Origin of the sequence: Levilactobacillus hammesii DSM 16381 (genome assembly GCF_001434395.1) — a bacterium.
Lineage (GTDB): Bacteria > Bacillota > Bacilli > Lactobacillales > Lactobacillaceae > Levilactobacillus > Levilactobacillus hammesii.
The window spans coordinates 17115-43383 of record NZ_AZFS01000050.1 but is presented as its reverse complement, the minus strand read 5'-3'; the positions used below and the strand labels follow the sequence as shown (position 1 = coordinate 43383).

The following is a 26269-nucleotide window of genomic DNA, read 5'->3' as shown; positions in this document are numbered from 1 at the left end:
TATCTGCTGCCAGTAATCAAATAGATTGATTACCAACAACAGATATTTTAGAACCCATTTCTGAAATAACCGATTTTTGAGTTCTGCTCCGAATCCATTTTTGATCGTCGCCATCATTATCTAAAGGCTAACGTCAATCCCAAACCAACCGTGATCAAGGCCACAATCCCCAGAATCCAATAAATCAGGTGTGGCGTATCGCGTTCCATCTTGCGGCCAAAGCTGATTTCAATCAGCGCGATGGTGGCAATTCCCAGCGCAAACTTGAGACTAATCAGCAGTGGGGCATGACCAAAGGTGCGGATGCTGAGAACCACACCACTGATAATCATGACCAGGTAGGCCAGTCTTGCTAATAATAAAAATTGCGTCACCCGTTTTTCCGAGTGACGGGTCAGACCAACGATCACCAGAATCGTTAAGATGATCCAGGTCCAGAAATGTAAGGCTAACCACATCGTAACCGCTCCCTTAAGCACTATTTGAGTTAAGCGTACCATATTGAATGGCCGAAAGTGAACTAATTTCTCCGATGATAGACGACTTCAGCTAGTGGTCCATATTGATGCGTCGCCGTTAACTGAAAGTGGTGGGGTTGTGCGAGCTCACCAAACAAGCGTTTCCCGCTACCCAGTAAGATGGGCGCAACTTGAATATAAAGGTCATCGACCAGATTAGCCGCTAGGAGGGGTGTCAGGATACCGCTACCACCGACAATCCAGACATTACCGTCGGCTTTTAAACGTTGTGCGAGCGTGGTGACCACCTCGCTGGTAAAGACGTACCCCGGTTGCGCATGATGTGACCGCCGGGTGACGACGTAGCTGGTCATCGCTGAATTCTGTGGGTTTAGTGGGGCGTTCGGGGCCATGTCCTGAACGGCGTCGTAAGTGACACGTCCCAAAATGGCCGTGTGCATCGCTGCCAGTGTGTTAGCGCCCACATCGGCTGGAATGTCAGGCAGGGTGGTTAACCAATCGATATGGTCATCTAATGTTGCCAGATAGCCGTCGAGGGACATTGCCCCATAGAATTGAATTTTACCCATCACAAATCCTCCTAAAGAAACGGGAGACGATCCACCAAATGTGTTTCGTCTCCCGTAAATTTGAATTAGTTTAATCCGGTAAGGCTCGTTGATTTTGCCCAGTACGTGTTACCAGCGATGGTAACACGGTACCAAGTTGACTTGTCGGTAGCCTTGTAGCCTTTTTTGTTAATCTTAGCCGTCGTGCCCGCCTTGAAGTCTTGTGTATTGGCGGTCGCTTTGGACAGGTAGTTTGAGTTTAAAACGTGATTGTAGAGCGCTGAATTCTGGCTGGTGTTCAGGGTTGAAGTCCCACTAGCATCACTATAGGTGACCTTAGGGAAGTTCAAGACCTTACTGTAGACCCAGTATTTGGGACCAGAGTTCTTGTTGAAGCGAATCCGGTACCAAGTGCCGCTCCAGCCGCCTTTTTTAACGCCACGGCTGTCAACGTAGACCTTAGCGCCGCGGTAATCGGCACTGATCTTGCCCCAACCGATCTTCTTAGCACCACTAGTGCCCTTAACGTGGTTATAAACGGTCCAGTTGGTGTAATTGTTGGCGAGGGTGGCCGTTTCGTTGTTACCACCATGGTAGTAACTGACGGTCTTAGGCTTGGCAACGGTGTGTTGTGTGGAGTCGTCCGTCGTATTGGCATCATCCGTGGCAACACCACCGAGGTTAGCGTATTGGGTCTTGACCAGGTTGACGAAGTCCGTCATGGTGTAGGTCGTGCCAAAGTATTTTCTGGCGTTGGCTGACCAGTAGCCATCGGGATCGGTATGGTTCGTCCCACCCAATTGATTAGAGACATCGTGATGGGAGAGAACCGTCGTGTAACGCTTAGGGGTTAACCCGTATTGCTTTAAAATGTATGCCGTGTAGTAAGCAGCGTTATTCAGTTCGGAAGCGAAGGCCGCTTTGGAGTGGACTTCAACTTGTTCAAATTGAACGTACCGTTGGTTGGCTATGGGGCCAGCACCCCAGCACAGGTATTTCGTGTTGGCAATGTTAATAATGTTGCTGGCGTCCACGAAGGTGTGGACAAAGGCATTATTATAATTATTGGTCATGTAGGTGATTTCACCGTAAATGTTGGAATTGGGGTTGGCCGTTTCGTGAACCACGACCCCCTCCGGCTTATTATAGCGGTAACTATATTGTGGTAAGACTTTCTTGTAAGATTTGGTGATCTTGGGTGTCCCATAGTCCTGATTACCAATGTAGGTATTGATCGCATTGGCACTAGCGGTCGTGGCTGACCAGAATAGACCGAGGCATCCTGCCGTGAGGGCAATTCCCCGAACTGCCCAACGTTGCCATTTCTTCATAATAACTTCTCCTCCTACTGAATATCTCTTATTAAAAAAAGATGTAACGCAACGCCTCGATTATAACGTATTTTCGAAAGATTGAATATTGAACAAGTAAGGGGGTAATCTATCGGCGTTGTTCGGAAAATACTTAATTTTGACATGAAGTCGGTAGATATTTAGAAGAACAATCGGATTCTCGTTGATAAGTCGATTAATGCGACGTTAAGGTTCGCAATTCACGGTTTATTTCAAACATCTTACATTTATGTGGCAGAAATGGTGGAAGCAGATGCTTGCGCTTAAACTGGAATTTAGCTATAATTATTATTTGCATACGAAAGGAGCGACGAACAATGGCTGAGACTACTGAGATTAAGATTGGCGATTACGTTGCGGCAAAGAAATTTGGTCCCCTGGAACACGATTTCACGGGTGAAGTGACCAAAGTGTATGATAATTCAGTTTTAGTTGAGATTCGGGACTACGATCCAGCTGATAAGACGGCGGTCGGGGACATGAACAACCGCGCTGTTGTGCGTAAGTCAGCTGCTAAGATTACGGGCAACAAAGCGGATAAAAACTAGTTTCTGATAATTTTTTTGAATTTATTTGCAAAAAGATAATGACAACTCACAGATGGTATGCTATACTTTTCTGTGTTGTGCGGGTGTAGTTTAGTGGTAAAATTCAAGCTTCCCAAGCTTGTGTCGCGGGTCCGATTCCCGTCACCCGCTTTCGAATGGGGCGGCCTTAGGGTCGTCTTTCTTATTGTTCGAAAGCACCTCAGACGAAATAGTACGTTAGTGATGATTTTCAGCGAATCCGGGAGGCTGTGAGCCGGGTAATCAGAGTAGCGGAACGGAGCGGCTGGGATAATTAAATTGATCATTTAAGTGGACTTTTAAGTCAAACAGAGTGGTACCGCGGGAATTCTCGTCTCTTACAAATATTTTTGTAGGGGACGTTTTTTTATCCCACCGGTAAAATGATGTAAACTAAGAGCACAACGTCATCGATGAAGTGACCTATAGGGAGGAAAATTAGCATGGATTACAAACAAACAGTGACTGCTGCGTTGGCCAAAGCACTGGACGGCCAATTGACTGCGGATGAGATTGCCGCTAAGTTGGAACGGCCCAAGACGTCTGACAAGGGGGACATGGCGTTCCCAACGTTTACGCTGGCTAAAGTGCTGCACCGTGCACCACAACAGATTGCCCAAGATTTAGCCGATCAACTCGATACGACTGATTTTGAAAAGGTTGAGGTCGTGGGCCCTTACCTGAACTTCTTCTTTGACAAGGGTGTCTACAGTGAAGCCACGTTGAAGACGGTTCTGACGGCTGGTGACAGCTATGGGAAGAACGAAGATGGTAACGGTGGTAACGTGCCAATCGATATGTCTTCACCAAACATTGCCAAGCCCATGTCCATGGGTCATCTGCGTTCAACGGTGATTGGAAATTCCATTGCGGAAATTCTGACCAAGAACGGTTACCATCCCATCAAGGACAATCATTTAGGTGACTGGGGAACCCAATTTGGGAAGCTCATCACCGCCTACAAGTTGTGGGGGAACGAAGCCGATGTGAAGGCCGATCCCATCAACAAACTGGTGGAATACTACGTTCGTTTCCACAAGGAAGACGTCGATAAGCCTGAACTGGACGATGTGGCCCGGGAATGGTTCAAGAAGCTGGAAGACGGTGACGAAGAAGCCCACCGCCTGTGGAAATGGTTCCGTGAAGCTTCTCTACAAGAATTCAACGACGTTTACGATGAATTAGGCGTGAAATTTGATACCTACAACGGTGAAGCCTTCTACAACGATAAGCTGGAAGAAGTTGTTCAGATCTTAAAGGACAAGCACTTACTGGTTGAATCGCAAGGCGCCCAAGTGGTCGATCTGAGCAAGTACGACCTAAACCCAGCGTTGATTTTGAAGAGTGATGGGGCTTCCCTGTACATCACGCGTGATATTGCGACGGCCCTCTACCGTGACCGGACTTACGCACCAGCCAAGAACTTGTACGTCGTGGGTTCCGAACAGACCTACTACTTCAAGCAATTGAAGGCAGTGCTTAAGGAAATGGGCGTGAAATCCGCTGACAACCTGCAACACGTGCCATTTGGTCTAATCACCGTCGATGGTAAGAAATTGTCAACGCGTTCTGGCCGGATCATTCTGTTGGCCAAGGTTTTGGAAGAATCCGTAAAATTAGCCGCTGAAGAAATCAACGAGAAAAACCCTGGCTTGGCGAACAAGCAAGCCGTTGCCCAACAAGTGGGTGTTGGGGCCATTGTCTTTGGTGACTTGAAGAATGAACGGACCAACAACATTGACTTTGTCTTGGCCGATCAACTGAAGTTTGAAGGGGAAACGGGGCCTTACGTCCAGTACGCCCATGCCCGTGCAGAAAGTATGCTGCGCAAGGCAGCCAACGTTGACGTTCAGCCAGCCGGTAATCAGATCACGGACCCAGAAGCTTGGGATACGATCAAGACGTTGGCTGATTTCCCAGCCATGGTGAAGATGGCTTGCAAGGAATTGGAACCATCCGTCATTGCCAAATACGCCATTCGTTTAGCTAAGACGTTCAACAAGTACTACGCGCACTCCAAGATCCTGACGGAAGATGCCGAATTACCAGCACGCTTGGCATTGGTTAAGGCCGTGTCAACGGTTCTGAAGGAATCCTTACGTCTGTTGGGTGTTCAGGCACCAGACGAAATGTAATTCCGATTTACACTTAATCTTGATATAGCAAAGGGCTGTCGTCTCCGATCAGAGTAATTTGATCAGGGGCAACAGCCTTTTTAGTTCTAAAATGGTTTTTTACGGGAGACTAATCCAGATTGCCCAACGTTTTGGGACTGGCCCCGTCCGCAACCAGTTGATTAAAGGTGGCGTGAACGGCGGGATCAACCTGGTTGGTTCCGGGCAAGTAGTGGATACGTTCCGTGCCGGCTTGCAGAGCGGTCTTGTAGTACCATTTCTTCCAACGCAAGAAGTCCAGGGTGTGTTGCAGGCGTGCCATGTTAGCTTCCAATTTGGTTTCATGATCGGCTAGGAAATCATAGCGATCCTGTAAGGTGGCATCGCCGGTCATGCACAAATCGATAAAGTGGCCGATCTGTTTAACCGGCACACCGGCTTCTTTGAGGCAAATGATCACCTCTAAGAAGTTAAAATCGTTGTCTTTGAAACGTCGCCGACCAGCGGCATTGCGATCGACGAAGGGGAGTAGGCCTTCCTTATCGTAGTAGCGTAACGTGTAGGGGCTGATTGCCAATTTGTCGGCAACCTCGCCAATTGAATAGCTCATCAAAAGATTCTCCTTTTTGGTCATGAAGTGCTTGACTTAGAGTTAACTCTAGATTATATACTACCATTAATCAATCACTTACAGAACCAATGAGGAGGATTTTTAAAATGTCAGAAAAGAAACCATTAGTTGTGATTTCCGGTGCGAGCTCGGGCTTTGGCGCGGAAGATGCAAAATTATTCAACGCCGCGGGTTTTCCCTTGTTGTTATTGGGCCGCCGCGTGGATAAGATCAAGGCGTTACCCCTGAACTTTGACAACGTGTTGACTGCCGCCGTCGATGTCACCGATCAAGCCGCTTTTGAGGCCGCTATTCGGGATGCCGAAAAACAATACGGTCCGACAGATCTTTTGATCAATAATGCCGGTGTCATGCTGTTAGGCAACGTGCAACGTCAGGACCCTAAGGAATGGCAAACGATGTTGGATACCAACGTGATGGGCGTCTTGAATGGGACGCAAATTGTTCTACCAGCCATGGTTGAACGACACCACGGGACGATTATCAATATGTCTTCGATCGCGGGCTTCAAGGCATTTGCCAACCACGCGGCCTACGTTGCTAGCAAATTTGGCGTTCACGGCTTGTCGGAAACAATTCGTCAAGAAGTGGCCAACGATAATGTCCGGATCTCGCTGGTGGCGCCAGGTGCCGGCGAGACGGAATTGCTAACGCACGTCACGGATGCCGGGGCCCTGAAGGACTACGAGGCCTGGAAGGACACCATGGGGGGATTGACGTTAGATCCGAAGTACGTTGCCCAAACCGTGAAATTTATTTACGACATGCCACAGGAAGTGAATGTCCGTGAAATTGATTTGGCAGCGACTCGTCAGGATAGCTAAGCTGGATCACGTGAAAAAGGCCTGAAAACGACTGGGTCTGTTAAGAAGTTTCCCATTCATTGGGAAGCTTCTTTTTGCGTTGAAAACGAATATTTGGTACACTTGCTTTATAAATATGCAGAGACGTGTGGCTAAATTCCGCATCCTTTGTTATACTTAATGCAATTTTATGCGGGAGGGTGGTCGCAATGAAGAAAAGCATGCGTCAATCACGTATCGAGCAGCTGATTAATCAGTACCCAATCGGCACTCAGGAAGAATTAATGGAACACCTCGAGGAGGTTGGCATCCAAGCTACGCAGGCCACCATCTCGCGGGATATCCGGGAAATGCAGATCGTCAAGGCCCAGGATGGCCATGGTCATTTGCGTTATACCATTTTTAAAGCGGGTAATCGCAGTGAAGAGGAACGCCTGCGGGAGACGATTAACGAGGTTGTGACCGGCTTAACGCGCGTTGAATTCGTCAATATTTTGAAAACGCTGCCGAGCAACGGGAACCTGTTGGCGGCGATCTTCGATGATTTGAATTTACCCGAGGTGGCGGGCACGTTAGCGGGTCATGATACGATTTTTATTATCAGTCCCAGTGCCGAGGTCGCGGAAAAGTTGCATGATATGATTGCGGATGAAATGAATCCGGACATTGTGCATTAAATTTACCAGGAATCTAAAGAGGGCGTAAAGCGAATAGCCGTTCGCTTTACGTTTTTTTAGTGGGGCGCTAGTCTAGAAGAGAGCGGCCAGACATATGGCGCTCTATCCCAGTGTTAAGCTATTTTAAAGCTTCGTAAAGTTTCGGTGAAAAGGTGAGTGGGCGTCTGGACTATGCTAAAATAGCTATATTACACGCTTGGCGGCTGCCCACTAATTATGGTAACGGCAAGTGTTGTCGCTGAATGCGCGGTTAAGGGCAACGACTGTCAATACCGCATTCAATCTTACATTTGAGATAAGAAGAGGCTATTTATGAATAACCAACAACCTAATCAGAACTTTTGGTCAGGCTTCAAGGCTCGCTTCAAGTACATCTGGCACCGATTCCAGTTAACCCGGTGGCTGATTGTGATTGTGATGGGTGGGTTCTTGGTGTTAAGTGGCTACATGACATTTATGGCGAAGACCGCCAATGTCGGTGACCTGAAGGCTGCGCTGGAAAATCCAACGCAGATCTATGACCGGAGTAATAAAAAAGCGGGAACGCTGTATTCTCAGAAGGGAACCTACGTCCCGCTGAAAAGTATTTCGACCAACGTGCAGAGTGCCGTGATCTCAACGGAAGATCGCAACTTCTACCATGAGTATGGCTTTTCTTTCAAGGGCTATGCGCGGGCGTTCTTGCTGTATGCGAAGAATAAGGTTCTTCGTCACAACTACATTAGTGGTGGGGGGAGTACGTTGACCCAACAGCTGGCGAAGAATGCCTATCTGACGCAGGAACAGACCTTCACGCGGAAGTTTAAGGAACTCTTTCTGTCGATCGAGATTGAAAATGTCTACAGCAAAAAGGATATTTTATCGATGTATCTCAACAACGCCTATTTTGGAAATGGGGTCTGGGGGGTCCAGGACGCGGCCGAGCGTTATTTTGGCACGTCAGCGGAGAACCTGACCGTTCCGGAATCGGCCGTGTTGGCGGGAATGTTAACGTCGCCCAGTGCTTATAACCCCATTGACCATCCGGCAGCATCCAAGGCCCGGCGCAACGTGGTGATTGGTTTAATGGCGGAGACCGGCGCCATCACGAGCGCCCAGGCCAAGCAATATCAAGCCACGGCGTTAACCACCAACGACAACTACTCCTATAAGAACACGTATAAGTATCCCTATTTCTTTGACGCCGTGATCAATGAGGCGGTCAGCAAGTACAATCTGACCGAGTCGGAGATCATGAACAAGGGGTATAAGATCTACACGACGTTGGATCAATCGAACCAACAACAGATGCAGACGCTCTTCAAGAATGACAGCTACTTCCCAGCCAATGCCAGTGATGGCACCAAGGTTCAGGCGGCCAGCATTGCCATTGATCCCGATACCGGTGGGGTCGAGGCGGTGGTCGGTGGCCGTGGTAAACACGTCTTCCGGGGATACAATCGGGCGACGCAAATGCAACGGCAACCGGGATCGACCATTAAGCCACTGGCGGTCTACACGCCAGCACTGGAAAATGGCTACTATTATGACTCCGAGTTAACCGACAAGAAGAAGTCCTATGGCTCGAACAACTATACGCCAGAAAATTATGGCAATCAGTATAGTGGTAAGATTCCGATGTACCAGGCCCTGGCGCAGAGTACCAACGCGCCGGCCGTTTGGTTACTGAATAAGATTGGCGTGGACAAGGGTTACGAGTCCGTTAAGAAGTTTGGTCTGCCCGTGACCAAGTCCGATAAGAACCTGGCCTTATCGCTAGGGGGACTGAAGACGGGGGTTTCACCGCAGCAATTGGCTCAAGCGTACACCTCGTTTGCCAACAACGGGACCATGTCCTCGGCCCACTACATTCGCAAGATTGTGGATGCTTCGGGGAACGTGGTGGTCAGCACGGATGACAGCAAGCCCAAGACCACGAAGGTGATGTCTCAGAAGACGGCTAAGCAGATGACCAGTATGATGATGGGTGTCTTTAACTACGGGACGGGGGCCACGGCCAAGCCTTATGGCTACACGATTGCCGGTAAGACCGGGAGTACGGAAGCCGATGGGGATGCCGATGCGACCCGGGACAAATGGATTGTCGGGTACACCCCGGACGTGGTTGTCACGACCTGGGAAGGCTTTGACAGCACAAGTAGCAAGCACCATTTGGAGAACGTCAGTGGTACCGGTGAAGGCCCGTTATTCCAGGCTGAAATGCAAGGCATCCTGCCGAACACAAAGGGTACGTCCTTTACCACAAAGGATGCGTCCACGTTAGCCAAGGCTGAAAATTCTGGGACCAGTTCATCTTCCAGTGATATCTGGGATCAGGTGCAGAACGGCATTGATAATGCGGGCAAGACGTTTAACAATGCGGCTGATACGGTGAAGTCCTGGTGGGAAAAGGCAAAATCCTACGTCGAATAGCTGAATCACGCTGGGGTTGCCGGTTAAAGCATGGTACAATAGTTCTTGATTAACCTATTCGGGCGGATGCCCACCGAGGAGGAACACGACTAATGGCAGACATGCACGCATTGGGCGAACAAGTCGCTCAGACTTTACAAGAAACACAAGAATTTAAAGATCTTCAAGCAGCTTTTGACACGATGAAGGCTGATGATGAAACATACAAGTTGTTTAAGGAATTTGAACAAATTCAAATGGACTTACAACAAAAACAAATGACGGGTCAACAACCAACGGATGACGAAATGAAGCACGTCCAAGAAGTTGCCGGTCGCGTTTCCGAAAAAGACGCCATCAAGGCTTTGATGGACAAGGAACGGGGCGTTAACGACCTGTTAACCGATTTAAACAAGATGATTACCCAACCCATCCAAGCAATTTACCAGGGTTAGAGTGAAAAGAATCGTCGGCGCAACCATTCCATTCGGGAGGTCGGTGCCGACGTTTTTTTTAGGCTGACTTTGTGACTTGAGGTTTAATCTCGAATGATATCAAAGAAAGGCAGGCCCGAATCATGAAATTTATTCATGCGGCTGATTTACATTTAGATAGTCCGTTTTTGGGGCTGCGGCAGTTACCTAACAGTCTTTTGACGCAGGTTCGTAACGCCACCTTCGATGCGGCTACGGTCGTCTTTGACCGGGCGTTGGCCGAACACGTCGACTTTGTTCTATTGGCAGGTGATCTGTTCGATCGCGCTGAACAGAGCGTGGCCGCACAAGCGTACCTGTTTCAACAGTTTGAGCGTTTAAACACAGCCAAAATTCCGGTACTCGTCAGTTTTGGGAATCACGATTACCTGGCCGACCAGCATCAGACCGTAGCGTATCCCGAAAATGTGACGGTGTTTGGCGCTAAGGTTGAGACGAAAACCCTGACCTTAGCGAGTGGCGAGACCGTTGCCATCAGTGGCTTCAGTTACCCGCAGCGGTGGGTGCCAACGGATCAAACGGTGGCTTTTCCCACCCACGCTGCGACCGACTGGCATATTGGCATGCTGCATGGCGCCGTTAGTGCGGGGCCAGATGACCACTATGCGCCCTTTACGGTGGCAGAACTTTTGGCCAAACGCTACGATTACTGGGCGTTGGGTCACATACACCAACGACAGCGACTCCAGGAACAGCCGCCCATTATTTACGCCGGCAATACGCAGGGCCGGTCGGTGACGGAAGCCGGCGATCGCGGGGCCTACCTGGTCACGAGTGAGCAGGGGGAATTGGTTCCGCAGTTCTTTAGCACGGCCGCGATTCTCTGGGAAACACCTTCCCTGAAAATGACGGGGACAACGTTACAGGATTTAAGCCGGCAACTCAGCGACTGGTTGGTTGCTCATCCGGCAGAACGTCCGACCTTGACGGCGTTCACCGTCAAACTTTCACAGGCCTTAGATGATGAAGATCGTGCGCAAGTAGCGACTGGCGATTGGTTGTCGCTGTGGCAGCGAACCCAGGCACGGGTGATGCGAGCGGCTAACCGTTACGTGACTGCCATCAAGTTTGAAGCAAAACCCGTGGCAATCAGTGCGCCACAGTTAGATCAGCAGTACTGGGATCAGGGAGCGACCGACGTCTTTAACCCGGTCAATCTACAAGACCTTTTCGGGAAGCTCGCGCAGGAGCCAGCCTTGGCAGCGTGGTTTACCCGGGAACAAACCGCGAGTGACTTAGAGACAGCAGCCCGGCAGCAATTAGCAGATCTGATGGGAAAGGAGGATGACCATGCGTCTTAACCGGTTAACGATTTACGGTTTTGGTAAATTTCATGACCGCACGTTTCACTTAACCAAAGGGTTCAATGCCTTGTTGGGGCCCAACGAGGCTGGAAAGTCCACGTTGACGCAGTTTATCAGCGCCATCCTCTTTGGATTTCCAACCAAAAAACATCCCGCGTTACGTTATGAACCGCTCGACGGGAGTCGGTTCGGCGGCGAGATTGCCTTCACACTATCCGGGACGGATTACCTGGTTAGCCGGGTGGATGGCCCACGCGGGGGCAAGGTGACCTTGCGGAATACCACGTTAGACCTGACCTTACCGGCGGCCACATTAGCCCAATTGTTAGCGCCAGTCGACGCGCAACTCTTTGCCCACGTTTACGCCATCAATGAACCCCAATTGGGGACGGTCTTTGCGGCCTCCAAACAGGAATTGATTGATCGCCTACGTCACGTGGGGGCCGTCGGCAGTGACTTTTGGCTTCGGCAAGCGCAACTGTTGGAAAATTCAGCGGAAGACCTGTATAAACCACAGGGACGTAAGCCCACCCTGAATCAACTCCTACAGGAACATCAGGTGCTCACCGACAAACTAAACAAGGCCAATACCAGCTATACCACCTACTGGGAGCTACGACAGCGACAGCAACACTTACAAGCGCAGCAGACGGATTTGCAGCGTCAGTTGGCCGTCCATCGCCAGATTGCCAATCAATATGACCAACAGCTGGCGTTGTGGCCGGTTTATCAGCAATGGGTAACCCTCGGCGACGCCACGGACCGGCCCGTTAGTGGGTTCCAGCAGAACGACGCGGCTGCCTTGGAACGGCTGACCAATCAAGTGACGGCCACTGTGGCAACCTTGAAAGATGATCAGGATCAACTGGCGACGCTGCAAGAACAGGCGCAATTACCGCCGCTCTTTCAGGATTATCTCCTGGTCACAGCACAGGTCGATCCCCTAATTGCCCAACTGCCGGAGATGACGATTGCGGCAAGGGAGCAATACCGCCTGCAGACGGAACAGGCCGACTTCCAGCGGCGAGCTAGCAGTATTGAACAACAGTATGCCCAAGGTGGCCAGATGCCACGGGTCTTCTCATTAGCGACCACACAACGGGTCCACGAATTAACATCTAATCTGACACTCGCTACGCAGAAACGTCGTCGGTTGCAGCAGCAACTTAATCAGCTCAATGAGCAATATCGCCAGCAACAGCCGACCCGCCAACAACGGCAAAATCCGCTAGCCGATAAACAAATTGGCTGGCTTGCGGCAGGGCTCGTTGTTCTGGTGGGGTCCATGTTTTTACCCGCCACGATCTTTAAATTGGCGGGGGCAATGCTGGGGGTGGCCGTGGGGTACTATGGTGTCTTTATCGTCGACAGCAGTACGCCAGCCAGTCGGCAGCAGCAATCTCTTGCGGAGGATATTCGCGATGTTCAGGCGCAACTGCGTGAGGGAAGCCATGAGATAAATCAATTGACCAGTCAACTCGACGATATCGGGGATGCCCATGGGTTGGGCGAAATTCCGGTTGTGCAGTGGGCGGCGGCTCAGGAGGCCATCGTTGAATGGGACCGTTTGACGCAGCGGATCGAGGCAGCCGACGCACAACTAACGACGGCGACGACGGCACTCACTGACTTTAAGACAGCCGTTCAACGGGCGCTGCCAGCCGTGACGACGGATTTCCCCGCATTGACGGCACAGCTCCAAGAACTTCAGGCAACCCGGCAACGATTGCAAGCCCAAGAGAGCGATGTGACGGCAAGTGCCGTCCGGCTCAAGCGCGATCAGGTTGCGGTTGATCAGGCCCAACACGCTGTGACGACGTTCCTGCAGACGCGGAATCTCCGCAGCACGGATGCCTTCTATCAGCAGTATCAGCAGATCCGTGAGCAGGGAAATCGCGCCAGTCAGCGCACCGCATTAGCGCAGCAAATTGGCAAGCAACCGTTGGCGGCGTTACAACAGGTTACCAGCCATGAGGCACTGGCCCAACAGACGACGACCGCAGCCGGACAAGTCGTCACGTTGCAGCATCAACTGGATACGGCAACCGCACAACTGGCGACCACGGCGGGGCAGCTGGCCCACTTAACGGCTAGTGGGACGCAGGCCACGTTACGGCAACGATTAGCCAACCTAGAGACTCAGATGCAGGACGTGACGCAGGCGTGGCTGGTGGATCGATTAGTTAGCCAGTGGATCGCAGCGACATTAGCTGCTGCTTCGGGTGATCGACTGCCCCAGATTGTTAAAATGGCTAGCCAATTCTATGGCAAATTAACTGAAAACCGGTATACTGAGATTGAACTCACACCAGCAACCTTACGTGTGCGCCGTATGGATGGTGACTGGCGTTCGGTCAGTCAATTGTCACGCGGGACGGCCGAACAGCTGGATTTAGCGGTTAAATTAGCTTTCGCCGTGGTGATGGCCCAGCAAGTGGCCATGCCCGTCGTGATTGATGATGGCTTTGTCAACTTTGACGCCCAGCGACGAGAAGCGGCTTACCGACTCTTGGCTAGCATTAGCGCTGACATTCAGGTCATCTTGTTCACGGCGGATACCACGGTTGCGGATGGATTAACTACGGAAAATTTAATTCGATTAACTGATTAGGAGGGTCTAACATGGCGGCAACGAAACAATTAATGGACTATGCGGTAGACGAAGCGGTTGACTTGTTCGTGCTTCTTAAGTCTGCTGACGTGCGGATGGCGAAGAATGGTAAACAATACATTGCCCTGGTCTTTGAGGATCGCTCCGGCGAAATTTCCGGAAAGTATTGGGATGCCTCTGAGGAGGATGTGACCAATTACGTGGCTGGACGGATTGTTCACTTACAGGGGAAGCGGGAGAACTATCAGACCCATCCCCAGATCAAGATTTTCCACTTACGCCTGGCCAAACCGGGGGAACCTGCTGATCCAGAACTGTTTATCGAACAGGCACCCATGGATCGGGCAGCGATGGAAGACTACATTAACCAAACCATTTTCGAGATTACCCAGCCAACCTGGAATCGACTAGTTCGTAAGCTGTTGAGCGAATATCAGGATCAATTCTTTACGTATCCAGCGGCGAAGAGTAACCATCACGCCTTCAAGGGGGGACTGGCTTTTCACACGATCTCCATTTTGAAGTTGGCCCATTCGGTGGTCAAGCAGTATCCGGATCTGAATGCGCCTTTACTTTTTGCGGGGGCGATCCTGCATGATCTGGGAAAGACGATTGAACTGTCCGGACCACAGTCCACAACCTACACCTTAGCCGGCAATTTAGTCGGGCATATTGTGTTGATCGATGGTGAATTGGTGCGGGCCTGTGATCCGTTGAAGCTGGACCCACAGGCAGAAGATGTGCTGTTGTTACGGCACATGATTCTGAGTCACCACGGGTTGCTCGAATACGGTTCACCGGTCCGGCCAGCGTTGCGCGAAGCCGACGTGTTGCATCAGTTGGATGAACTCGATGCATCGATTATGATGTTAGACACGGTGGTGGAACACACCGAACCGGGTGAATTTTCGGAACGGGTCTTCGCCTTAGATGGCCGGCGCTTCTACCGACCAACGACGGATGCTCCTAAGGATACACAGACTAGGGATTGAGACGATCAAACGTAAACATGGGTGCTAGAGGCTGAAAGTTCCAAAGTACCAACCAAGCCTGTTCTAGCAACAATAGTGATCTAAGAACTGGGAAATCTAGTGGGCCCACCGTCTTACCGGTCGGCAGATATGGACTGGAACGGGGGGGGGGAACGCGACTTGAAGCCTCGAAAATCACGAGTCTACAAGCTTGGTTTTCTACTAAGCTAGTAAGGAGTTCACTTACTGACTAAGTAGAACGACGCGCCTGAGCCCATATCTGCCGACCTCACGGCTTACAAAGTATTCTGAGTTGACTATGATCATGATTGTAACAGTCGTGATTAGTTGAACCCCGAAGTGTCAGGTAGTCGTCACTTACAGCTATTTTTCGTGATAAAACACACTCAGCGCCGGAGGAGGCCAGGGATGGAGCTGGCCGTGAAAGTGGTGTTAACTGGCGTTCTTTAGCCAGTTTACAGCACGGGCGACTTTGGAGACACGTGGTTTCCGTGGCTCCAAATCGAGCGAGAAGACCGGTGCTTTTCCGGTCTGAAGCGTCCCCACAGCAGGCGGAATCCCTGGCAGCCGTAGTGCGCCTGATTTAGACAAGTTGGTCAATAAAAAATCCCCGAATCATCGTCAATGATGATTCGGGGATTTTAGATTATTCAGAAATTACTTTGAAGATGATGAGGTCGTGGTAGAAGACTTGCTTGATGATAAGTAATCAGACAAGATGTTCTTCAAATCACTATCCTTGATGGAAACGTCACCCTTCTTCAAGACCTTGGCAACCACGTTGTGCAGAACAGTAGAATCGTTCATGTCGTTGTCAATGATTTGCTTCTTGAGTTCAGCCTTGTGTTGGTTGATCGTGCCCTTACCAGGGTTCTTCAACATCAAGATGACGTGGTAACCGTATTGCGTCTTAACAGGCGTAGCGGTGTATTCACCAGTCTTCAGCTTGAAGGCAGCCTTCTTAAAGGTTGAGTCCAAGGAAGTATCAGTGCTATCGAAGGCACTCAACTTACCACCCTTGTTCTTGGTAGCCGTATCAGTAGAGTACTTCTTAGCTAACTTCGTGAATTCAGACGTCATGTCGCTCTTCTTAGTATCCTTCAAGTCGCTGATGATCTTGTCAGCAGTGGACTTCTTGGAAACTAAGATGTGGGCAACGGAAACTTCTGGTTCGTAGCTCTTGAATTGCTTCTTGTATTGCGCGTCAGTAACCGTAACGTTATCCTTAACGGCTTCCTTCAAAAGTAAGTTAGAACGAATTTCAGTCTTTAAGCTGGATTCCGTCATCCCACTTTGAGAAAGGACACTCTTAAATGATGAACCGTATTGGGCCTTGTAAGTGTTAAATTGCTTGGTAACAGCGGATTTTGAAACCTTGCTACCGTATTGCTTTTCCAAGACCTTGTTCAGAATCATTTGTTGCAGAACTTGCTTACCAGATGAAGTTCCCTTCAAACTGCTGTAGTAAGCACTTTCGGTGATTTTACCACCGCTAGTGGTTGCAACGGTTTGGTTCCCACAACCAGCAAGCGTTACAGTCAGTAACAAGCCAGCAAGGGCGATAAACCATTTCTTCATATTACTCAACACATCCATTCATCAAAATTGGTGTAAACACCATACTTGGATATCATAACACAAAATTTCGCAAACCCAAAAAGGTACGAGAAGCTTTACAAAAAGTTCAAATTTACAGGTTATCCCAGCGTGAAACCTTGTCTTCAATGACGGCTACGTGGGGGGCCACCTTGAAGGCGAACTTATCCACTTGGTTTTGAATGTCTGTGATGACGGGGGTTGCGGCATCCACGGCAGTGTTGAGGGCTTGGACCTTATCCGTGAGATTATCCTTGGCTACCTTGATGTCGTCGACCTGATCGGCGGTCTCTTTGACCTGATCACCGACCCGCTTGGCCCAGACGCGGGGGTCCTGCTTGGTCAACGTAAAGTAGGCTGCCAAACCAACACCGGTCGCCAGGGTGACGCCGGTTAGAAATTTACCAATACCCATGATTAGTCCTCCAATTGTGCGGCGATTTTCGCTTGAATGGCCGCGTAATCGTCTGGCGTGTAATGGTCAGCGTTATCTTTAAAGATCATTTGGAAATCATCGTCGTCCGTGTAACGGGGAACCAAGTGGAAGTGGGAGTGGAAAACGGACTGGTAGGCCACTTTACCATTGTTGTTGACGATGTTCATACCGGTAATGTCCGGATTAGAGGCTTGGACGGCTCGCGCAATCCGCGGAATGCGGGAGAAGACGGCCGCTGCGAGATCGCTGTCATAGGCAAAGATATCCTTGACGTGGGTCTTGGGAATCACCAGCGTGTGTCCTGGGGTTCCTTGTGAGATGTCTAAGAAGGCCTTTACAATGTTGTCCTCGTAGACGGTGTAGCTGGGGATATCCCCCTTTAAGATTTTACAAAAGACACAGTCGTCATCATAGTGCGGTTCGAGTGTCATTTTAGCCATGAAATCTCCTTCTTTCGCTTCGATTTCGTTCATTATACACCATCACTAGGGGCGGATTCACCTCCATCGTTCGTTCACTCGGTGAGCTATGGTATAATAGCTGAGTTATGACCGGGTAGCCGGTCACTTAGGTGGTACGCCGTTTCCCAGGGGGGAGCGGCGACCGCAATGCTGAAAACCAAATTTAAAAAGAAATGAGGGAATGTTTATGGCTTTAGAAGTTAGCCACGTTGTGGGGGGCTATTCCCAGATTCCCGTCTTGAAGGACATTAGTTTTGACGTTAAGGACGGTGAATTGGTTGGTTTGATCGGGCTTAATGGTGCCGGTAAATCAACGACGATTAATCATGTTATTGGGCTATTAACGCCCCATAAGGGGACCATCACGCTGAATGGGGTCACGATTCAACAGGATAGTCAGGCCTACAAGCAACAGATTGCGTATATTCCAGAAACACCCGTGCTCTATCAGGAATTAACCCTGCGAGAGCACTTGGAAGTGACTATGATGGCCTATGACTTGGATCACGACCAGGCCTGGGCCACGGCACATGAACTATTGAAGACGTTTCGTTTAGATAACAAGCTGGATTGGTTCCCCGCGAACTTTTCCAAGGGGATGAAGCAGAAAGTCATGATCGTCTGTGCCTTTTTGACCCAAGCCAAGTTATTTATCATTGATGAACCCTTCTTGGGATTGGACCCCTTGGCCGTTAACGATCTGCTGAATTTAATTGAGGATCGGAAACAAAAGGGTGCCAGCATCCTGATGTCAACTCACGTGTTGGACACGGCACAACGGTACTGTGATCGGTTCGTCCTGCTACACGATGGGCAAGTTAAGACTGAGGGAACGCTCAGCGAGTTACAAGCCGCTCTTCCGGAAGCGGGGGAATCGCTGAACGACATCTACCTTTCGATGACGAAGGTTGATCGCGCATGACCGCTTTATTTAAAACACGGCTGCAGCGCCATCTCCGGGAAATGGCCAAGTATTTGCGGCTGGTGTTCAATGATTTCTTCGTCTTTGCCTTGCTCTTCCTATTAGGGGGCTTGGGTTACGGTTACTCAAACATGTTAAAGACGCTAAAGTCCGGTTACTGGTGGGCCCCCGTTGTGGCGCTACTGGTACTGGTGATTGTGGCTCAGATTGGGCGTTTCGCCACGTTGATTGAGGATGCCGACCGGGTCTTCTTGCTGCCAAGGGAACGGGCCATGCACGCCTACCTGGTGGCCGCGCGGCGGTATAGCCAGGGCTTGGCACAGGCGACGCAAGTGATTGCCGTCTTTCTGTTGGCGCCATTTATGAGCGTCACCATGGGCTGGACGGTCCTGAGCTTGGTCGAATTGGGCTTGGCCCAGATCATTTTAAAGGATGCGTTACTGCGCTTGGATCTCGCCAGTGTCTATCAAGTCACGGGGCAAACGCGGATGAACCGCTGGGAATTCAAGTGGTTGCTGAGTCTGATTATCCTGGCTGCTGGGTTGTGGACCTTGCCATTAGTGGCGGTTGTTTTGGCCCTGATATTGGATCTCGCCGTGGCACTGTGGACCGCACAGCACTGGCAGAAACAGCAAATCCGGTGGCGTGAGCAGATTAAGCTGGAGGACAACCGGATGTTAGGCATCTATCGGTTCTTCAACATGTTTACGGAAGTTCCCATGTTAGCGGGAACCATCAAGCGGCGGCGTTACTTGGACTGGCTGTTCAAGACCATTAAACCGCAGCACGATCATTTGTATCTGTATCTCTTCAGTCGGGGGATGGTCCGGGGCAGCGAATTCAGTGGCCTGGTCGTTCGGCTGACGGTGATTGGCATGTTACTCTTGTATTTTGTTCGGGGTGAATGGTTGCCGGTCGTTTTGGTGGCACTGTTTATTTACCTGATAGGCTTTCAACTGTTACCGTTCTTCCAGCAGTACGATGATGTGGTCTTTACTCACGTCTATCCGGTACTGCCAGCCCAGCGGTTGAAGAGCTTTGTGACGCTGATCACGCTGATCCTTAGTGTGGCAGCTTTATTGCTGTGGGTAGTCGTGGTGATTGCCAATCCCCACGTCTTGACGGCGGGAATTACCCTGTTGGTTGAGGTTGTAGAAGTTTGGTATCTCGCTAGAATCTATACCCCCCAACGGTTAGCCCGCTCGACAGAAAATAGGGGTTGACGTGGCTCCCGTTTGCCAATAGAATTAATAATAGCTGACAAATCGAGGAGGGGTGACCATGGCACTGGATATCAGTGACGGCTGGAGTCTATATCCGCTGGGCGGGAATACCGGCACGGCGTATATGGGGACGAAAGCGTCACAAAAAGTGTTCTTAAAACAGAATGCGTCACCGTTTCTTGCCGCGCTCTCGATGGAGGGCATCACACCCCGGTTGGTGTGGACGAAGCGGCTTGCCAGTGGGGATGTTATGACGGCGCAGGAGTGGTTAAACGGTCGGACGCTGCATCGCGAAGAAATGCGCGAACAACGGGTTGCCCGACTACTCCACCGCGTCCATCATTCTCACCTACTTCATGATATGTTATTAAAAGTCGGCGGACGATTTACCACGCCCGCCCAGTTGTTGACTCGCTTACAGCCGGCCTTGGCCGCTGACTTGCGGCGGCATCCGCTGATTCAGTCAGCGTTTGCGACGTTGCAAGGCGAGCAACCCCAACTGCCCAAGACGCATTACGAAGTTTGTCATGGTGATTTGAACCATAAAAATTGGCTGTTGTCGGATCGGCGACGCCTGTATTTAGTGGATTGGGATGCGGCGACCTTTGCCGATCCCGCCTACGATCTGGGGGCGTTGCTCTGTGAGTACGTGCCGCTGGAAGAATGGCAACGTTGGCTGCAGGACTACGGCGAAACGATTACGGCGGACTTAACCGCCCGGGTCAATTGGTACGCCCGGATTCACTGCTTAAGCGTGATTGCCGACAGCTACCACCAACAGCGTTTTCAAATTATGAATCAACATTTAATCTTACTAGAAAAACTGACGAGAGAATCAGTGACGGACTAAGCGTCGGCGGGAGCGAGGAAGGACCTTGCGCCCGCCGTTGTGCTTGAAGGAGGAATTGGACATTGCGTGTGCGTAATAAACCATGGGCCAAGGATTATGTGGCCGAACATACTGAACGATTGGTTGAAGAACCAGAACCATTGAAGGGCAATTGGCAGAGTCGTTTTCCCAAGGAACAACCCTTATATGTTGAAATTGGGACGGGAAAGGGTCAGTTCATTGTTGAGATGGCGAAGGCCCATCCCGACCGGAACTTTATCGGCATCGAGATTCAGTTTTCCGTGATTGCGGCGGCCTTGAAGAAAGTGGTTGCCAGTGAACTGACCAACATTCAATTGGTTCACACGGATGGCGAGGCGGTCAACACGTTCTTTGCGGCCGGCGAGATCACGGGCTTGTACCTCAACTTCTCCGACCCGTGGCCTAAGTCGCGGCATGCCAAGCGGCGGTTGACGTCACCAGTCTTTTTGGCTCACTACGCAGACGTGTTGCAACCCAAGGGTGAGATTCAATTCAAGACCGATAATCGGGGCTTATTTGAATATTCCCTGGGCAGTTTGAACAATTTCGGCTTAGTCTTTGACGGGGTTTGGTTGGATCTGCATGCCGCAACCGATGGCGTGGAAGATATTCAGACAGAGTACGAACAAAAATTCTCGGCAAAGGGGCCTATCTATCAAGTGATTGCCCATTTTCCCGTTGATGACAGCTCGGATAAGTAATCCTGCATAAGAGTTGTGATTGACCTGTTCGTCACAATTCGGCTGGATAATCGTTAAAATTTAAAGTATAGAGCCCTTGGGGTGTGTGGTGACGGCGACGTCGGCGGGCACTTCCAAGGGCTTTTTTTCATTTAAATTGAGATTTGACATTTATTTTGCCCTTTTTTACGGAGTTAGTAGGTAAGAGGGGGCGATGATCGTGCTGATAGCGTTGCGGCAAGGTAAATTAATTGATGCGGCGTTTGCTGAAAGGCGGGGAGACTATTGTTGCCCGGCTTGTCGGCAGCACGTCAGCTTACGGCACGGGACGCAGGTTCAGCCGTATTTTGCGCATCGAGCGAAGGCTACCTGCACGATTTTTAGCGAGGGCGAGACCGCCCAACATTTGGCGGGCAAACGGCAACTCCTGGCCTTTTTCGCACCGTGGGGCAGGGTGAGTTTGGAACACGTGCTGCCGACGATTCAGCAACGGGCAGATGGTTGGATTGCGCGCCCAACGGGAAAGGCCATTGCCATTGAGTTTCAGTGTAGTCCTATCACCACTAAGCAAGTCTTGCACCGAACTCGGGGCTATCAGAAGTTGGGGGTGTATCCCTTTTGGATCTTAGGGCAGCGTTATAGCAAGCAAAAGCTAGGCTGGTCTTTGATTGAACGGTTTGCGACCCGGCTTCGGGGATGGGGGCTGTGCCTCTTGTTTTGGGACGTTCAGCGCCAGCGGATGCGGATTGACCACCATCTCTATCAGGATGCGCTAGGGGGGTATCATGGGCGGACGGTTTGGTTAGCCAATGTTGCTGATCTAGCGGCGGGAAACTGGCAGAGGCTGCCTAAGCTGGAGTTGGACTATCCGGCTTGGCGCTCGCGTTTGGCCCGAGATCTCCATCTGAAAAATGCGGCGGTGTTAGCCATCCAAGAGCGCCTCTATCCAGCGGGCCATCACGTATTGGATGTACCGACTGCCCTAACAACGTCAGCCGTGACGCCGCCCGTCTTCGGCCAGGGCCTGTTGTTGTGGCGAGCATTAGTGGCATCGCAGCTACTGAAGCAACCGGCGACGACCATCTCGTTAGCCAATTTTAAAGAAGTCGCGGATAAAAGCTTTCAAATCGTGGGTGGACACCGCCGCGCGGTCTGGTTCACCGCGGAGCACGCCTTGGAGATGGCAAAACGACGATTAGCGCGGGATTTAGTCGCCTCGGGGTATTTAAGGGTGGCCGATGACGGATGGCAAGTCGTGAAGCAGCTGCGATGGGTGGGAGAATCCATTTGATTAGATATTGATGAGAAAAAAACGGGGCCTGGCCGCCAATGCTCGGGATAAAAGTGGTAAACTGATGATATGTAAAAATTAAAGGAGGATTAGGAAAATGAAACAAATTCCCGAACGCGCGGCAGTTCCTGAGGCTTTGACCTGGGACCTGACCCCAATTTATGCCGACGATGCGGCTTTTAAGCAGGCCGTTGACGCGGTTAAAAAACAGGCCAAAGAAGTGGCGACTCATCAGAATCAGTTAGCAGAGAGTGCAGCTGATCTCTATGAAGTGACGGCGGCTATCTTTGATCTCAACCGGCAACTGGAACGGGTGTACGTTTACGCCTCCCTTAAGAATGATCAGGATACGGGAGATGCCAATGCGCAAGCCCTGTCTGGCCAAGCCGAAAGTCTCGTGGCCACGGTGGCGGCAGCAACGTCTTGGTACGAACCAGAAGTCTTGAACTTGCCGCAGGTCGTCTTACAGGCCTTAATTGACGCCGAACCGCGGTTGACCGAGTACCAGCACTTCTTCGATGTGTTGGGGGAACAGCGCGATCATACTCTGTCTGCCCCCGAAGAAAAGCTCTTGGCCGGTGCCAGTGATATCTTTGGCGCCTCTGCTAAGACCTACAGTGTCTTGAGTGATGCCGACCTTCAATTCCCCGTGGTTCAAGACGAGGCGGGCAACGATGTCCGGCTATCCGAGGGACTCTACGGTGTGCTGCTACAATCCACCCAGCCTAAGGTTCGTGAACAGGCGTTTAAGGCCCTCTACAGCGTTTACCAACAGTTCCGGCATACTTTTGCCAGCACGCTGTCCAGCGAGGTTAAAACGCATAATTTCAGTGCTCAGGTGCGTCACTATCAGAGTGCGCGTGACGCCGCAATGAGTGGCAACAATGTTCCAGCCGTTGTTTATGACACCTTGGTGAAGACCGTTAATGATCACCTGGATTCTTTACATCAGTACGTTAACCTGCGCAAAGAAATTCTGGGATTGCCTGAACTGCACATGTATGATTTGTATACGCCAATTACGGGTGAGCCGAGCTTGAAGTATACCTATCCCGAGGCCCAACAAGAAGCCCTGAAGGCGTTAAGCGTCCTGGGTCCCGATTACGTGGCCAATGTCCAGAAGATGTTTGATGGCCGGGCCATTGATGTCGTGGAAAATAAGGGGAAACGGACTGGGGCCTACTCCGGTGGGATGTATGACACCAAGCCCTATATCTTACTGAACTGGCAGGATAGCCTCGAAAGTCTCTTTACGCTGGTTCACGAGATGGGACACAGCATGCACAGCCATTACACGCGGACCAATCAACCTTATCAGTACGGGGATTACTCGATCTTTGTGGCGGAAATTGCCTCAACCACTAACGAAAATCTCTTAACGGATTACTTGTTGAAGACGCAAACCGATCCGCAAGTTCGGGCCTACGTCTTGAACCATTATCTGGATGGCTTCAAGGGGACGGTCTACCGCCAAACGCAATTCGCTGAGTTCGAAGACTACATTCACCAACAGGCGGCTGCCGGTGAGACGTTGACCGCCGACTTCATGAGCAAGTTCTATGGTGATCTAAACCAGCGCTACTATGGTGACGGGGTCATTTCCGATCCCCAAATTGCGGATGAATGGACGCGTATTCCGCATTTCTATTACAACTACTACGTTTACCAGTATTCGACGGGATTTGCGGCAGCCACCACGCTGGCCCAACGCATTCTCAGTGGGGATGCGACGAAACGCGATGCCTACCTCAATTACCTGAAGTCGGGGAGTTCAGCCTTACCAATTGAAGTGATGCAAAAAGCAGGGGTCGACATGACCAAGCCGGACTACCTCAAGACGGCCTTTGCGACGTTTGACGAACGGTTGGCTGAGTTTAGCCAATTGGCCCATGAACTAAAGAAATAGGCTGATCACCGATACGATCTGCCGATCAATTAAAAATGCCCGTATCACGGCAAGCTGCTGTGATACGGGCATTTAAGTTAGTCTGAAATCGATTGCCAGTCGCGTTGCCAGAAGACACCCATGGTCTTCTCACCGGTGTGTACGCTGATGGCAGGTCCCAGTGCGCTGCGTGAGACGCGTACGGTGGGAAACTGTTCGTGGAGGGCTTGCTGCCAATGCAGGGCCGTCTCTTCATTGTTGGCGTCGATGATCGTTGCGTGAACGGGGTAGTCAACCCGTTCGAGATCGGTCTTCAGATGAGCCGTGATAAAGCCAAAGGCCCGCCGCATGGTACGCTCTTTGTCAATGGCAATGATTTGACCGGCGTCATTAAAGGTGAGCAATGGCTTGATATTTAACAAGTTACCAATCATGGCGGAGCGGTTGGTCAATCGTCCCGTCCGCGCGAGGTGGCTGAGGTTGTCGACAGCGAAATAAACGTGTTGTGTGTCACGGAGCGCTAATAACTGTGGCACAATCTCGGCACCGGACTGACCCGCCGCAATCAATTTGCCGGCCAGCATACACAGGTTGGCCTCACCGGCACTGGCGACCAGGGAATCAACCGGGAAGATTTTAGCTTTGGTGTAGGTTTCACAGAACATCCGCAGATTACTCATAAAAGACGTAATCCCACTGGAGAGATGAATCGAGATGATTTCATCGACCCCTTGGCTGGCTAAGCGATCGTAAGCCTCCTCGATCTGGCCTAAGGAAACCTGGGCAGTGGTCGGTAATTCGTGATCCGTTTTTAAATAATCAAAAAAAGTTTGTGAGCTTAGTTCGGATTCGGGATACTGCTGACCGCCAAGGATGACCGTGATGGGCAATACCGTAATGGAATATTGCGCAATCTGATCAGGGGTGAGGTAGGCGGCAGTATCGGTAACGATGGCAGTTGTCATAAGCGTTCCCCTTCTGGGCTAAAAATAGTTGGGTCAATCATACCATACCTCTAGGTGTTTAGGGGAGTAATTAGGACGCGTTTTTTAGGGCTACCGTAAAGTAATGAGGCCAAACAAAAAAGCCTGGGTACAAGACGCAGACTTCTTCGTAAAACGATTTATAATACCCGCAAGTGAGGTGGAAACGCACCTGCAGCTGCTGAATTGTGTTGGTCATTTTGTGCGTAATTAGGTTCACCCATTAACATTTCGCGTGTCGCAACGCCCTGGCTTTCACATACGTCGCAGAGTGCTTCATAGGTCACGTCGTTAAGCAGTAAGCCACATTGCGAAACATCGCAATTAAAGATCACGGCTGATGATGACTGCTGAATCTTCATCTCGGCAGCCATCTTCTGGTCGGTCTGAAAGGCCTTTTTCGCCAAGTCAGAGTCACAGTCTTCGGTAAACATGTCGAGGTCTAAGCGGCAGTCCTTGGCAACTTCAACCGCCAGTTCTTGAGAGAACACTTGGTGGTCGTTGACAACGGCCGTTTGCATGTCGAGTAGGAATTTACGTCCCTTACGCTTACCCTGAAAGAGTGCTGCCTTATAGGCTAAAATAGCCTGGTAGTAAACGTTGAAGTAGGCGTTACGTTGCGCCAAACTATGCCGTTCTGGCAGAGCCTGTTCGATAATTTGTTGATTTAGCAGCGGGACGAATTGAAACGACACCTTGCTATTTAAATGGTCAGCCAACCGCATAATATTCTGTTCTGAGCGCATACAACGTGCCCCCAGTGGGTTGACGAACAAATAGACTTCTAACACATTGCTTCCTCCTATATCTATCCTGTTGGTAATCAGCAAGGGTCACCAAACAAAAAGTAACAATAGCACTACTTTAGCAAAAATTCAAAAAATAGCAATCCAAACGTTTGTTTGTTGGTAGGCCCGTTCGTTTAAAACGCAACCTAATCATGCAACATTTTAGCGAAG

At 50.5% G+C, this 26269-nt stretch carries 24 protein-coding genes and 1 tRNA gene; 16 read left to right on the top strand and 9 right to left on the bottom strand.

The genetic code is table 11. The features are described 5' to 3' along the window. Nucleotides 1–116: 116 nt before the first annotated feature. From FD28_RS05820 to FD28_RS05810, 3 genes are all read right to left on the bottom strand, one after another. Nucleotides 117–458: a YisL family protein gene (locus tag FD28_RS05820; RefSeq protein ID WP_057733536.1), complete on the bottom strand. Its 342-nt coding sequence runs from the start codon at nt 456–458 to the stop codon at nt 117–119. A 62-nt stretch (nt 459–520) separates the two neighbouring features. Then, the gene (locus FD28_RS05815; protein WP_057733534.1) at nt 521–1048 is read right to left on the bottom strand and encodes a dihydrofolate reductase family protein; all 528 of its coding nucleotides are present in this window, start codon (nt 1046–1048) and stop codon (nt 521–523) included. A gap of 65 nt (nt 1049–1113) precedes the next feature. Further along, on the bottom strand, nt 1114–2358 hold the full coding sequence (locus tag FD28_RS05810) for a peptidoglycan recognition protein family protein (RefSeq protein WP_057733532.1): 1245 nt from the start codon (nt 2356–2358) through the stop codon (nt 1114–1116). A gap of 338 nt (nt 2359–2696) precedes the next feature. Between FD28_RS05810 and FD28_RS05805 the strand changes: the two genes are divergently transcribed. The 3 genes from FD28_RS05805 to argS all read left to right on the top strand — a co-directional run bounded on the left by FD28_RS05805 (nt 2697) and on the right by argS (nt 5080). Next, on the top strand, nt 2697–2927 hold the full coding sequence (locus FD28_RS05805; RefSeq protein WP_057733531.1) for a DUF2187 domain-containing protein: 231 nt from the start codon (nt 2697–2699) through the stop codon (nt 2925–2927). Nucleotides 2928–3006: 79 nt separating this feature from the next. Beyond that, nucleotides 3007–3077, top strand: a tRNA-Gly gene (locus FD28_RS05800). A 311-nt stretch (nt 3078–3388) separates the two neighbouring features. After that, nucleotides 3389–5080 carry an arginine--tRNA ligase gene (gene argS / locus FD28_RS05795; RefSeq protein ID WP_057733528.1) on the top strand — a complete coding sequence of 564 codons (1692 nt, stop codon included), beginning with the start codon at nt 3389–3391 and terminating at the stop codon, nt 5078–5080. Nucleotides 5081–5189: 109 nt separating this feature from the next. On the opposite strand, the gene FD28_RS05790 is transcribed toward argS, so the two are convergent. Then, complete coding sequence (locus FD28_RS05790; protein ID WP_057733526.1) at nt 5190–5669, bottom strand: MerR family transcriptional regulator; 480 nt, start codon at nt 5667–5669, stop codon at nt 5190–5192. Between the two features lie 107 nt (nt 5670–5776). Here FD28_RS05790 and FD28_RS05785 point away from each other — a divergent pair, with 107 nt between their 5' ends. The 7 genes from FD28_RS05785 (at nt 5777) to FD28_RS05755 (ending at nt 14962) form a co-directional block, all read left to right on the top strand. Further along, nucleotides 5777–6514, top strand: coding sequence for an SDR family oxidoreductase (locus FD28_RS05785; protein WP_057733524.1), 738 nt, complete (start codon nt 5777–5779; stop codon nt 6512–6514). A 188-nt stretch (nt 6515–6702) separates the two neighbouring features. Next, a complete protein-coding gene (locus FD28_RS05780) occupies nt 6703–7170 on the top strand; it encodes an arginine repressor (protein ID WP_057733523.1) in 468 nt (155 codons plus the stop codon). A 312-nt stretch (nt 7171–7482) separates the two neighbouring features. After that, on the top strand, nt 7483–9582 hold the full coding sequence (locus tag FD28_RS05775) for a PBP1A family penicillin-binding protein (RefSeq protein WP_057733521.1): 2100 nt from the start codon (nt 7483–7485) through the stop codon (nt 9580–9582). A gap of 92 nt (nt 9583–9674) precedes the next feature. Beyond that, nucleotides 9675–10016, top strand: coding sequence for a YlbF family regulator (locus tag FD28_RS05770; protein WP_057733519.1), 342 nt, complete (start codon nt 9675–9677; stop codon nt 10014–10016). 122 nt (nt 10017–10138) lie between these two features. After that, nucleotides 10139–11356, top strand: a complete 1218-nt coding sequence (locus FD28_RS05765; RefSeq protein ID WP_057733517.1) for a DNA repair exonuclease — start codon at nt 10139–10141, stop codon at nt 11354–11356. Beyond that, entirely contained in the window at nt 11346–13970 is a 2625-nt protein-coding gene (locus FD28_RS05760) for an ATP-binding protein (RefSeq protein ID WP_057733514.1), read from the top strand. Before FD28_RS05765 ends, FD28_RS05760 begins: the two co-directional genes overlap by 11 nt. An 11-nt stretch (nt 13971–13981) precedes the next feature. Then, a complete protein-coding gene (locus FD28_RS05755) occupies nt 13982–14962 on the top strand; it encodes a 3'-5' exoribonuclease YhaM family protein (RefSeq protein ID WP_057733512.1) in 981 nt (326 codons plus the stop codon). 657 nt (nt 14963–15619) lie between these two features. Here FD28_RS05755 and FD28_RS05750 read toward each other — a convergent pair. From FD28_RS05750 to FD28_RS05740, 3 genes are all read right to left on the bottom strand, one after another. Further along, nucleotides 15620–16540 carry a peptidylprolyl isomerase PrsA gene (locus tag FD28_RS05750; protein WP_057733510.1) on the bottom strand — a complete coding sequence of 307 codons (921 nt, stop codon included), beginning with the start codon at nt 16538–16540 and terminating at the stop codon, nt 15620–15622. A 112-nt stretch (nt 16541–16652) separates the two neighbouring features. Next, nucleotides 16653–16973 (bottom strand): hypothetical protein, encoded by a 321-nt coding sequence (locus FD28_RS05745; protein WP_057733508.1) that lies wholly within the window; start codon nt 16971–16973, stop codon nt 16653–16655. Nucleotides 16974–16975: 2 nt separating this feature from the next. Continuing rightward, the gene (locus FD28_RS05740; RefSeq protein ID WP_420806196.1) at nt 16976–17434 is read right to left on the bottom strand and encodes an HIT family protein; all 459 of its coding nucleotides are present in this window, start codon (nt 17432–17434) and stop codon (nt 16976–16978) included. A gap of 208 nt (nt 17435–17642) precedes the next feature. Between FD28_RS05740 and FD28_RS05735 the strand changes: the two genes are divergently transcribed. The 6 genes from FD28_RS05735 (at nt 17643) to pepF (ending at nt 24348) form a co-directional block, all read left to right on the top strand. Then, nucleotides 17643–18377, top strand: coding sequence for an ABC transporter ATP-binding protein (locus tag FD28_RS05735; RefSeq protein WP_057733505.1), 735 nt, complete (start codon nt 17643–17645; stop codon nt 18375–18377). Continuing rightward, on the top strand, nt 18374–19600 hold the full coding sequence (locus tag FD28_RS05730; RefSeq protein ID WP_057733503.1) for an ABC transporter permease: 1227 nt from the start codon (nt 18374–18376) through the stop codon (nt 19598–19600). The genes FD28_RS05735 and FD28_RS05730 overlap by 4 nt, the downstream gene beginning before the upstream one ends. 58 nt (nt 19601–19658) lie before the next feature. Then, on the top strand, nt 19659–20450 hold the full coding sequence (locus FD28_RS05725) for a phosphotransferase family protein (protein WP_057733501.1): 792 nt from the start codon (nt 19659–19661) through the stop codon (nt 20448–20450). A gap of 62 nt (nt 20451–20512) precedes the next feature. Beyond that, nucleotides 20513–21172 carry a tRNA (guanosine(46)-N7)-methyltransferase TrmB gene (trmB, locus tag FD28_RS05720; protein WP_057733499.1) on the top strand — a complete coding sequence of 220 codons (660 nt, stop codon included), beginning with the start codon at nt 20513–20515 and terminating at the stop codon, nt 21170–21172. A 199-nt stretch (nt 21173–21371) separates the two neighbouring features. Then, nucleotides 21372–22442, top strand: a complete 1071-nt coding sequence (locus FD28_RS05715; RefSeq protein WP_057733539.1) for a competence protein CoiA — start codon at nt 21372–21374, stop codon at nt 22440–22442. A gap of 97 nt (nt 22443–22539) precedes the next feature. Further along, nucleotides 22540–24348, top strand: coding sequence for an oligoendopeptidase F (gene pepF / locus FD28_RS05710; RefSeq protein WP_157059857.1), 1809 nt, complete (start codon nt 22540–22542; stop codon nt 24346–24348). 77 nt (nt 24349–24425) lie between these two features. On the opposite strand, the gene FD28_RS05705 is transcribed toward pepF, so the two are convergent. Further along, nucleotides 24426–25292 carry a DegV family protein gene (locus FD28_RS05705; protein ID WP_057733495.1) on the bottom strand — a complete coding sequence of 289 codons (867 nt, stop codon included), beginning with the start codon at nt 25290–25292 and terminating at the stop codon, nt 24426–24428. 158 nt (nt 25293–25450) lie between these two features. Continuing rightward, nucleotides 25451–26101: a DsbA family protein gene (locus tag FD28_RS05700; RefSeq protein ID WP_057733493.1), complete on the bottom strand. Its 651-nt coding sequence runs from the start codon at nt 26099–26101 to the stop codon at nt 25451–25453. Between the last annotated feature and the right edge of the window lie 168 nt (nt 26102–26269).

Bases quoted from the DNA above. Each gene is read 5' to 3' on its own strand.
- FD28_RS05750 (WP_057733510.1), bottom strand. From the start codon at position 16,540: ATGAAGAAATGGTTTATCGCCCTTGCTGGCTTGTTACTGACTGTAACG.
- FD28_RS05815 (WP_057733534.1), bottom strand. From the start codon at position 1,048: ATGGGTAAAATTCAATTCTATGGGGCAATGTCCCTCGACGGCTATCTG.
- FD28_RS05730 (WP_057733503.1), top strand. From the start codon at position 18,374: ATGACCGCTTTATTTAAAACACGGCTGCAGCGCCATCTCCGGGAAATG.
- FD28_RS05725 (WP_057733501.1), top strand. From the start codon at position 19,659: ATGGCACTGGATATCAGTGACGGCTGGAGTCTATATCCGCTGGGCGGG.
- argS (WP_057733528.1), top strand. From the start codon at position 3,389: ATGGATTACAAACAAACAGTGACTGCTGCGTTGGCCAAAGCACTGGAC.
- FD28_RS05745 (WP_057733508.1), bottom strand. From the start codon at position 16,973: ATGGGTATTGGTAAATTTCTAACCGGCGTCACCCTGGCGACCGGTGTT.
- FD28_RS05765 (WP_057733517.1), top strand. From the start codon at position 10,139: ATGAAATTTATTCATGCGGCTGATTTACATTTAGATAGTCCGTTTTTG.
- FD28_RS05790 (WP_057733526.1), bottom strand. From the start codon at position 5,669: ATGAGCTATTCAATTGGCGAGGTTGCCGACAAATTGGCAATCAGCCCC.
- FD28_RS05705 (WP_057733495.1), bottom strand. From the start codon at position 25,292: ATGACAACTGCCATCGTTACCGATACTGCCGCCTACCTCACCCCTGAT.
- pepF (WP_157059857.1), top strand. From the start codon at position 22,540: ATGAAACAAATTCCCGAACGCGCGGCAGTTCCTGAGGCTTTGACCTGG.
- FD28_RS05770 (WP_057733519.1), top strand. From the start codon at position 9,675: ATGGCAGACATGCACGCATTGGGCGAACAAGTCGCTCAGACTTTACAA.
- FD28_RS05755 (WP_057733512.1), top strand. From the start codon at position 13,982: ATGGCGGCAACGAAACAATTAATGGACTATGCGGTAGACGAAGCGGTT.
- FD28_RS05785 (WP_057733524.1), top strand. From the start codon at position 5,777: ATGTCAGAAAAGAAACCATTAGTTGTGATTTCCGGTGCGAGCTCGGGC.
- FD28_RS05780 (WP_057733523.1), top strand. From the start codon at position 6,703: ATGAAGAAAAGCATGCGTCAATCACGTATCGAGCAGCTGATTAATCAG.
- FD28_RS05775 (WP_057733521.1), top strand. From the start codon at position 7,483: ATGAATAACCAACAACCTAATCAGAACTTTTGGTCAGGCTTCAAGGCT.
- FD28_RS05760 (WP_057733514.1), top strand. From the start codon at position 11,346: ATGCGTCTTAACCGGTTAACGATTTACGGTTTTGGTAAATTTCATGAC.
- FD28_RS05820 (WP_057733536.1), bottom strand. From the start codon at position 458: ATGTGGTTAGCCTTACATTTCTGGACCTGGATCATCTTAACGATTCTG.
- FD28_RS05810 (WP_057733532.1), bottom strand. From the start codon at position 2,358: ATGAAGAAATGGCAACGTTGGGCAGTTCGGGGAATTGCCCTCACGGCA.
- FD28_RS05805 (WP_057733531.1), top strand. From the start codon at position 2,697: ATGGCTGAGACTACTGAGATTAAGATTGGCGATTACGTTGCGGCAAAG.
- FD28_RS05735 (WP_057733505.1), top strand. From the start codon at position 17,643: ATGGCTTTAGAAGTTAGCCACGTTGTGGGGGGCTATTCCCAGATTCCC.
- FD28_RS05740 (WP_420806196.1), bottom strand. From the start codon at position 17,434: ATGGCTAAAATGACACTCGAACCGCACTATGATGACGACTGTGTCTTT.